Genomic DNA, 8,914 nt, shown 5'->3' with positions numbered 1-8,914 from the left:
CATCACCATGAGCAACGCTTCAATCCGCTCCGGCTTTTTCAGGTACAGTGAGGAGGTTAAAAACTCCGGGCTCTTGAGAAAACGAAAGCCCCGTTCGACATTCTGCTGCGCTTTATAGGTGGCCAAAAGTTCGGCCATGGTCAGCGTATCGCTGTGGTCATTGGTCGCCAGGATGAACACCCCGGTCTGGTTGCGGGCCTCTTCAACGCAAGCCAGGCTAGTTGCCGCCAACCCAGTGATTTGAAACTGATGGCCAATTGGCTCTTCGCCACGCTTGGGTCTGCCACGTCCTGTATAAACGGGTTCACCTACCACTTCGGCATCCAGTTGCAGCAGCATCAAGCTGGCGGTAAAACAGCTCAACTCAGCTTGGGCATCCGCCTCACAAGCAAAGCGTCGGGCACACAATTTGGCGAAGGCTTTGAGCTCGCGGGTACTGTCTTTGAGCAGGTTTTTGGCCAATGTCTGCTGCTCGCGGTGGCTGGCTTGTTCGCTGCGCACCAGCAACCAACGTTGCGCGACCCCGGCATAATTCGCGTGTTGCCAACGGCCATGATAGCCATTGCCCAGAGCGGTCAGCGGTTGTGCACCTATGGTTGCCACGGCCTGCTTTGCCTCATTGAGAGTGACGGGCACCCGGGTCACAAATAGTTGCTGCTGTTGCGCCAGTAATTGCAAGGTATCGGCGCAGTACAGTGCGGCATCGCCGACCAGATAACGGCACTCCTGCGCGGCCTTGAGACTGCTCAAATGGCGACGAACGGTCTGGGCAAAGGCTTTGGTGTCATTACTATTGCCGCTCAGGGCCTGCATATAGACAGGTAGGCCAGCCTGATTTTCACAGATGAGCTCAAGGATCACTTGATTCAGCTCTGGCCGGTGATCACGACTATAACCACGCACCAGTTGCAGCTTACCGACCAGATCCCCATCGGCACAGTCATAGGCGCCATCGACGTGGAAGCTGGTAATATCGAGGTGCACTGCGGTGCTTTTGAGCCCCAGCCGCTCGACAACTTGCGCCGCCATCACCTGATACAAGGCGCTGACATCGGCCTCAAAGAGGGCATCGAGACAGCGACCGAGCACATCATCATTGAGGTCATCAGCACAGATCCCGGGGCCAATCAGGCGCTCAACCGGCTTGTTAGCGAAGAATTGCGGGAACATGTGCAGGGTGCTGCTGTGAAAGCCGAGGCCGTTCACTATCATGGCGACCAAGGCTTCACCATGTGAGACCTTGAAAGGCGGGGTTTTGGGGAGCAAGGCATCGATCATGCGGGCAATGCCCAGTTCCTGGCAGAGTGCGGCGACCAAACCAAGGTGATCGAGGTTACGGATCGAGATAGCGGGTGCGGCCATGATGATCTACCTGCAAAAGAGAGTAATAGATCAGAACGGCCGATCGCCGTCAAGCACTGAAAATAGCAAAATCAGGTGCGGAATGACGGATGTAAGCTATGATGCTATAGTTTTCGATACTTACGACTATCTCGATACGGTCATTGCATTCTCTCTATCGGATGTACTAATAGGTGCATTTTATATTTATCATAGTGCGACAAAAGATAGTAACGCATTGAAAATGATTGAGTTATTAAAGTATGGAACAAATAACACTACTCACACACTATTAATAAGATATGGGTTTCCACCAGATGATCTAAAAGAAATATCAGAGTATATCGATAAGATTTCTGAAGAAAATATATTGTTTAAGCCAGATGTTATTTTTAGTTCGCCACATATACAAGAATTAGTTGAGTGGTATTTACCTTAGCCATCTAAATGGCATACTTAAACACTAATTACTACCCCCTTAAAAACCCACATTCATCTCAATATAAAAACCGCAGCCTCGGCTGCGGTTTTTATATTCCTGATTTCTATTTCCCCAACCCCTTGCACTGCTCTCCCCCTGCGGCGGGATAGGCGGTGAGCGTCTCATAGAGGGCGGCACGCAGGCTGCCGGATTGGCAGAAGTCGCAGCTACCGCCAGCGTCGATATCGGTGATGCGGGCGCCTTGCGGCCCATCCAGTACCAGATAGGTGCTGACAAAACGGTAGGTGCCGCTGGGGGCGTCGAGCGGGGTGCCCGGCTCGCCAAAGGTGAAGCGCACCTTGACCTCGCTGCGATCCCGGCTGCCGGCGATGGCGCGCGACGAGAGGATCTCCGAGCCCAGCAGGTTATCCCAGGCATTGGGCAGGAAGGGGTTGCCCTCGACGAAGGGGGGCTTCTCGTCCGGGGCTTCGCGAGTGGCTATCTCCCGCGCCTTGGAGGCAGCATTGAGCAGGCAGAGCAGCTCGGGGGAGACGATGTTGGGCAACGCACCGCCCAGGTCTGCCTGATAGAGGCCGCTCGGTCTGACGCTGCGCTCCCAGACCAGAAACTCGGCCACCTTGGCGCGGGCTTGGACCTGCATATCGGGGGCTGTGGCGGCCACAGACAGCCCGGACGCCAGCAGAGGCAGGGCCAGAAACGGCATCCAGTTCAACTTCATGACGTCATCTCCTTGTTATTCTTGAAAAACAGAGCCGCCATCGGGCCGGTTTATGCCGTATATTGGCCCTCTCCCTACCACAAAGGAACTGCCTCTTGAGACCCTATCCCGCCCTGTTGCTCTTGCTGGCAACCACTGCCGTTCAGGCCGAACAGGATTGTACTGCGCCGGTGACACAAACCGACATGAACATCTGTGCGTTTCAGGATTACCAGCGAGCCGATGCCAAGCTCAATGCCGCCTATAAAAAGCGGGTTGCCACCCTGGAGAAGGCACAGCTGGAGAGGCTGAGAACTGCGCAACGGGCCTGGATCGCCTTTCGCGATGCCCAGTGCCGCTACGAGGCCGGCGTCTATGAAGGGGGATCAATGGCGCCCATGGTCCACAGCAGTTGTCTCACCCAGTTGACCGAGGCGCGCACCAAAGACCTGAACACACTGCCGGACCAGCCATGATCAGAGGCGCCAACCAGGTCAGGTAGGAACTGGGGGCAAGTAACAGATGGCTTGCAGGCACTCCGGTGAGTCATGATGCGAGCCCCCCTCACCCTGACCCTCTCCCCCAAGGGGCGAGGGGATCAGACCGAAAAATGCCGAGGCTTCGGCAGGCCACAAAAAAACCGCAGCCCAATGGCTGCGGTTTTTTTATTGGCTCAACCTGTTGGCCTAGGCGCCAACAAGGCCACCGGCCTTAGGCACGGCGCCAGCTGGTCTTGCCGGCGCTGTCTTCCAGCACGATGCCCATCTCGGTGAGGCGGTTACGGGCGGCATCCGCTGCGGCCCAGTTCTTGTCGGCGCGGGCCTGATTGCGCTCGGCGATCAGGCGCTCGATTTCGGCGACCTCTTCGTCCGCTTCGTCACCCTTGAGGAAAGCCTCGGGGTCTTGTTGCAGGATGCCGAGCACGGCGCCCAGCTCCCGCAGGCGGGCGCCCAGCGCGGCGGCAACAGCAATGTCTTCGGCTTTTTGGCGGTTGATCTCGCGCACCAGGTCGAACAGGGCGGAGTAGGCTTCCGGGGTGTTGAAGTCGTCGTCCATCGCTTCCTTGAAGCGAGCCACCTGCTCGTCGCCACCGGCGGCGGCCGCCGCCGGCAGATCGCGCAGGGCGGTGTACATGCGCTCCAGGGCGGCGCGGGCTTGCTTCAAGTTATCTTCCGAGTAGTTGAGCTGGCTGCGGTAGTGACCGGACATCAGGAAGTAACGGACGGTTTCGGCGTCGTAGTGGGCCAGCACATCGCGGATGGTGAAGAAATTGCCAAGGGACTTGGACATCTTCTCTTTATCCACCATCACCATGCCGCTGTGCATCCAGGTGTTGACGTAGTCGCCGCCGTGGGCGCAGCAGGACTGGGCAATCTCGTTCTCGTGGTGGGGGAACTGCAGATCGGAGCCGCCGCCGTGGATGTCGAAGTGGTTGCCAAGGTGCTTGGAGTTCATGGCGGAGCACTCGATGTGCCAGCCAGGGCGACCCGGGCCCCAGGGGCTGTCCCAGGTCGGTTCGCCGGGCTTGGACATCTTCCACAGCACGAAGTCGAGCGGATTGCGCTTGGCATCCACCACGTCGACCCGGGCGCCGGCCTGCAACTGCTCCAGATCCTGGCCCGAGAGCTTGCCGTAGTCGGCGTAGGAGTCGACGATAAACATCACATCGCCGTTGTCCGCCACGTAGGCGTGCCCTTTTTCCAGCAGGGTTTCAACCAGGGCGATGATCTCGCCGATGTGCTGGGTGGCGCGGGGTTCGATGTCCGGACGCACCATGCCGAGGGCGTCGAAATCCTGGTGCATGTCGCCGATGAGGCGCTCGGTGAGATCGTCACAGGTCACGTGCGTTTCGGCGGCGCGCTTGATGATCTTGTCGTCCACGTCGGTGACGTTGCGCACATAGGTGAGGTCGTATCCTGCATAACGCAGGTAGCGAGCGACGACGTCGAAGGCGACGAAGGTACGGCCATGGCCGATATGACAGTGATCATAGATAGTGACGCCACACACATACATGCCCACCTTGCCCGGGTGGATAGGTTTGAATTCTTCTTTTTGACGAGTGAGTGTGTTGTATATCTTCAGCATCTTATGACCACTGCCTGTGAGTAAAATGGCCTGCCATTCTAACCGCATCCGGTATAGAAAACGAGGCAGAAAAAGCCCCCTCTCCCCCCTGCCATCTATGCCGCAGGGCCTTGATGGGCTAGAATTGCCACCACTTTATGCCATACACCTGCGGGCACCTTGCTGCCCGCGTCAAAATGAAAGGACAACTCATGGTTACTCTGCACACCAACCACGGCGACATCACCCTGACCCTGAACGCGGAAAAAGCCCCGGAGACCGTGGCCAACTTCCTGCAATACTGCCGTGACGGTCACTACGACAACACCATCTTCCACCGCGTCATCGACGGCTTCATGATCCAGGGCGGCGGCTATGCCCCGGGCTTTGAAGAGAAAGAGACCCGCGCTCCCATCAAGAACGAGGCGGCTAACGGTCTGTCCAACAAGGTCGGCACCATCGCCATGGCCCGCACCATGGAGCCGCACTCCGCCAGCGCCCAGTTCTTCATCAACGTGAACAACAACGACTTCCTGGACTTCAAGTCCGCCACCACCCAGGGCTTCGGCTACTGCGTGTTCGGTGAAGTGACCGCCGGCATGGACGTGGTCAACAAGATCAAGGGCGTGAAGACCGGCAACTACGGCCGCATGCACCAGGACGTTCCGACCGAAGACGTCGTCATCACCAAGGTGACCCTTGCCGAGTAATCCCTGCCGGCCAGGCTCTGATACCACTGCGGCCCCGGCCGCAGTTTTTCCATCTGCCGCCCCCAACTGGCGCCGCCTCGACTATCTGGTCCAGGGCAACGAGCGTCAGCGCTCGGCCCACGCCCTGCTGAGCGGCGGCCTGTGGGATGAGCTTGGCCCCCTGTGCAACGATCTGGCTCTGGTGAGCACGATCGCCATCGGGCTGGATAGACCCGGCAGCGATCTCGACATCCTCTGCCAGCATCCGGCCCCGGCCTTCCTTGCCGCGACACTGGCCGCACAAGGCTGGCAGGTGCGAAGCAAGGGCGAACAGGTATGGATCGCCGAGCAACAACGCCACGGGCCAGATGGCCAGTGCTGGCCAGTCGAGCTCTACCTCACCCCTGATCCCCTCGAGATGTGTCATGGCTGGCGCCACCTCAGCCTGATGGCCGCCCTGCTTGAGCGCTTTGGCGCCCCCTTCCACCGGGAGGTGCTGCGCCTGCGCGTTGATGAAGGGCTCAAGGGGGAAGCGGCCATGTGCCGCCTGCTGGGTCTGTCCGGCGACCCTTACGAGGCGTTGCTGACCCTGGAGGGCGTCAACCTTGCGGGGCACTGCTGCCCTTCCCTCCCCCACCCGCTCGACGTGCAAGGTCACAGGCCTTGTCCGCACCCAGGCGGGACTCTCTTACCATGATGCCCAGGAACTCATGAGCACCCTCTTTATCAGTGACATTCACCTCAGCCAAGGCAGGCCCGACATGACGGCGGCCCTGGTGCGCTTCCTGGCCGAAGACGCGCCCGGTGCCGACGCCCTCTATGTGCTGGGGGATCTGTTCGAATTCTGGATTGGGGACGACGACCCCAACCCGCTCCACCGCGAGGTGGCCGATGCCTTTCTCGCCCTGAGCCAGCAAGGGGTGCCCCTCTATTTCATTCACGGCAACCGCGACTTCCTCTTGGGGCGCCAGTTTGCCAAACGGGCCGGCATGACCCTGCTCGGCGACCCCTGCGTCATCGAGCTGTACGGCGAGCGGGTGCTGCTGAGCCACGGGGATCTGCTCTGCACTCGAGATGAGGGCTACCAGAAGTTTCGCCGCATCACACAACTCAAATGGCTACGCTGGCTCTTCCTGCGCCTGCCGCTCTCGCGCCGCCAGGCCATCGCCCACAAGATGCGCGGCCAGAGCCAGATGGAGAATGCCCAGAAGAGCCAGATCATCATGGACGTGACCCCGGAGGCGGTGGACGACATGCTGCGCCAGCACGGCTGCCGCCTGATGATCCACGGTCACACCCACAGGCCCGCCATCCACGACTTCACCCTGGATGGGCGTGCGGCGCGGCGCATCGTGCTGGGAGACTGGTTCGAGCAGGGGTCGGTGCTGGTCTGCTCCCCCGCCGGGCAGCGCCTCGACACCCGCGCGCTCGGCTGAGGCCCTCTGCCTGCCATGGTCAGGAGCGAGTCTCATATGACCGTTTCTGACTCACGCCGTGCTGTGGCGGGATACAAGCTGGATCCCTGCATATACTCTGGTTCTCTGCACACAACGAGGAGAAGACCATGGGATTTCTTACTTGGGTGGTACTGGGGCTGATCGTCGGCATTCTGGCCAAATGGATCATGCCGGGCAAGGATGGCGGCGGTTTCTTCATGACGGTGATCCTGGGGGTGGTCGGCGCCATGGTGGGGGGCTATGTCAGCACCCTGCTCGGGATGGGAACGGTCACCGGCTTCAACCTGCCGAGCATCATCATCGCCACCGTTGGCGCCCTGATCGTGCTGTTTGTCTACAACAAGCTGCGCAGTTGAGACCCAGCCACCCATCGATGCGAGGGCGCCAATGGCGCCCTCGCTGTTTTCTGCCCCGCTGGCGCCAGCTTGTCTCGACTACCCGATCTCATCCACTCGTTTCGTCCCTTCGGTGCCGCGCTTGCGTTATTTCTAGTTGAGGCGTCTAATAAGCCCCATGCAAACCAATGACCCCCTGCCCCGCCGCCCTCGCGGCCGCCCTGCCCAGCACGGGCACACCTATGCCGACACCCGGGATCTGTTGATCCGCCGGGGCATGGAGCTGCTGACCGAACAGGGCATCGCCGCCACCTCCATCGAGCGGGTATTGCAGTCGACCGGGATCCCCAAGGGCTCCTTCTATCACTACTTCGCCACCAAGCACGACTTCACCCTGGCGGTCATGGATGCCTATCACCATTACTTCTGCCGCAAGCTGACGCGCTATCTGGAGGATGAGAGCCTGCCCCCCCTGGCCCGCCTTGTCGCCTTCGTCGACAGCGCCTGCCGGGGCATGACCCGTTATGCGTTCCAGCGGGGCTGCCTTGTGGGCAACCTGGGTCAGGAGGTGGTGCAGCTCTCCCCCGAGCTGCGCCTGCGCCTTGAGCAGATCCTCCTCGACTGGGAGGCGCTGCTTGCCCGCTGCCTGAGGGACGCGGTGACGGCGGGGGAGCTGCCCCCCGGCTGCGACTGCCCCGCCCTCGCCCATCAGTTCTGGATCGGCTGGGAAGGGGCCGTACTGCGCGCACGCCTGGTGGGCGATACCGAGCCCATGCTCTCTTTTCTCAATTTTTTCATGAAGTTAGCAAAGTGATTTTTTTACGAAGATTAATAGTCAGTCAGTCCAATTAATGGGAGTAGACAAGATGTTCAACGGTATTCTGATCGAGAAAGACGAGGCGGGTTATCGCGCGAGCTACCAGAGCCTCTCCGAGGAGATATTGCCTGCCGGGGATGTGACCGTGGCGGTAGAGTGGTCTTCCCTCAACTACAAGGATGGCCTGGCCCTCACCGGCGCCTCCCCTGTGGTACGCCGCTTCCCTCTGATCCCCGGCATCGACTTTGCCGGTACCGTGCTGGAGAGCCAGCATCCCGACTGGCACCCCGGAGACAAGGTGGTGCTCAACGGATGGGGCGTGGGCGAGACCCACAGTGGCGGGCTGGCAGAGCGGGCACGGGTCCGGGGCGACTGGCTGGTCGCCCTGCCTGGGCGCTTCCAGCCCCGGGACGCCATGGCCATCGGCACCGCAGGGTACACCGCCATGCTCTGCGTGATGGCGTTGGAGAAGCACGGCATCACCCCCGATGACGGTGACATTCTGGTGACGGGCGCCAACGGCGGCGTAGGCAGCGTGGCGATCACCCTCCTGGCCAAGCTGGGCTATCGAGTGGTGGCCGCCACCGGGCGGCTGCACGAGGCCGACTATCTGACGTCCCTCGGCGCCGCCGAGGTGATCGATCGCGCCGAACTGGCCGCGCCGGGACGCCCGCTGGGCAAGGAACGCTGGGCCGGCGTCATCGACACCGTCGGCAGCCACACCCTGGCCAATGCCTGCGCCACTACCCGCTACGGCGGCGCCGTGGCCGCCTGCGGTCTGGCGGGAGGGATGGACTTCCCCTCCACCGTCATGCCCTTCATCCTGCGCGGCGTCACCCTCTATGGCATCGACAGCGTGATGGCACCGCGCCCGCTGCGTCAGCAGGCCTGGGCCCGACTGGCCGAGGATCTCGACCTGACCCGCCTCCATCTCCTCACCCGGGAAGTGCCCCTCTCCCAGGTCGTGACCCTGGGGGATGCCTTCCTGGCAGGCCAGGTGCGCGGCCGGATCCTGGTCAATGTCCAGGGGTGATGACTGACGCGATATGAGCCGGCTCGCCTGACCAGG

General features: G+C 60.8%; 11 protein-coding genes. 8 read left to right on the top strand and 3 right to left on the bottom strand.

The window, feature by feature from the left end:
- Window positions 1-1,362 (bottom strand): IS1634-like element ISAs25 family transposase (locus AB5Y64_RS16060; protein WP_368203629.1); only part of this gene is annotated, 1,362 nt, incomplete at its 3' end.
- Between AB5Y64_RS16060 and AB5Y64_RS16055 the strand changes: the two genes are divergently transcribed.
- Window positions 1,361-1,780 (top strand): hypothetical protein, encoded by a 420-nt coding sequence (locus tag AB5Y64_RS16055; RefSeq protein ID WP_368204217.1) that lies wholly within the window; start codon window positions 1,361-1,363, stop codon window positions 1,778-1,780. The two genes, AB5Y64_RS16060 and AB5Y64_RS16055, sit on opposite strands and share 2 nt — an antisense overlap.
- Before the next feature lie 106 nt (window positions 1,781-1,886).
- Here AB5Y64_RS16055 and AB5Y64_RS16050 read toward each other — a convergent pair whose 3' ends face one another.
- On the bottom strand, window positions 1,887-2,501 hold the full coding sequence (locus AB5Y64_RS16050; protein WP_319900464.1) for a hypothetical protein: 615 nt from the start codon (window positions 2,499-2,501) through the stop codon (window positions 1,887-1,889).
- A 95-nt stretch (window positions 2,502-2,596) separates the two neighbouring features.
- Between AB5Y64_RS16050 and AB5Y64_RS16045 the strand changes: the two genes are divergently transcribed.
- On the top strand, window positions 2,597-2,956 hold the full coding sequence (locus AB5Y64_RS16045; protein WP_139737490.1) for a lysozyme inhibitor LprI family protein: 360 nt from the start codon (window positions 2,597-2,599) through the stop codon (window positions 2,954-2,956).
- Between the two features lie 235 nt (window positions 2,957-3,191).
- Here the strand turns inward: AB5Y64_RS16045 and cysS are convergent, their stop codons facing one another.
- On the bottom strand, window positions 3,192-4,568 hold the full coding sequence (gene cysS, locus AB5Y64_RS16040; protein WP_368204215.1) for a cysteine--tRNA ligase: 1,377 nt from the start codon (window positions 4,566-4,568) through the stop codon (window positions 3,192-3,194).
- A 191-nt stretch (window positions 4,569-4,759) separates the two neighbouring features.
- Between cysS and AB5Y64_RS16035 the strand changes: the two genes are divergently transcribed.
- The 6 genes from AB5Y64_RS16035 (at window position 4,760) to AB5Y64_RS16010 (ending at window position 8,878) form a co-directional block, all read left to right on the top strand.
- Window positions 4,760-5,257: a peptidylprolyl isomerase gene (locus AB5Y64_RS16035; RefSeq protein ID WP_010675220.1), complete on the top strand. Its 498-nt coding sequence runs from the start codon at window positions 4,760-4,762 to the stop codon at window positions 5,255-5,257.
- Window positions 5,247-5,933, top strand: coding sequence for a DUF4269 domain-containing protein (locus AB5Y64_RS16030; protein ID WP_113977387.1), 687 nt, complete (start codon window positions 5,247-5,249; stop codon window positions 5,931-5,933). Before AB5Y64_RS16035 ends, AB5Y64_RS16030 begins: the two co-directional genes overlap by 11 nt.
- Window positions 5,934-5,946: 13 nt before the next feature.
- Window positions 5,947-6,672, top strand: coding sequence for a UDP-2,3-diacylglucosamine diphosphatase (gene lpxH / locus AB5Y64_RS16025; protein ID WP_104454368.1), 726 nt, complete (start codon window positions 5,947-5,949; stop codon window positions 6,670-6,672).
- Window positions 6,673-6,800: 128 nt separating this feature from the next.
- Window positions 6,801-7,049 (top strand): GlsB/YeaQ/YmgE family stress response membrane protein, encoded by a 249-nt coding sequence (locus tag AB5Y64_RS16020; protein ID WP_010675223.1) that lies wholly within the window; start codon window positions 6,801-6,803, stop codon window positions 7,047-7,049.
- A 157-nt stretch (window positions 7,050-7,206) separates the two neighbouring features.
- Window positions 7,207-7,842 (top strand): TetR/AcrR family transcriptional regulator, encoded by a 636-nt coding sequence (locus AB5Y64_RS16015; protein WP_262512619.1) that lies wholly within the window; start codon window positions 7,207-7,209, stop codon window positions 7,840-7,842.
- A 52-nt stretch (window positions 7,843-7,894) separates the two neighbouring features.
- Entirely contained in the window at window positions 7,895-8,878 is a 984-nt protein-coding gene (locus tag AB5Y64_RS16010; RefSeq protein WP_262512620.1) for an MDR family oxidoreductase, read from the top strand.
- Window positions 8,879-8,914 lie beyond the last annotated feature (36 nt).

The organism is Aeromonas sp. R5-1, from assembly GCF_040908265.1.
Lineage (GTDB): Bacteria > Pseudomonadota > Gammaproteobacteria > Enterobacterales > Aeromonadaceae > Aeromonas > Aeromonas caviae.
The sequence above is the reverse complement of the archived record's forward strand: the minus strand, read 5'-3'. Positions and strand labels throughout refer to the sequence as shown.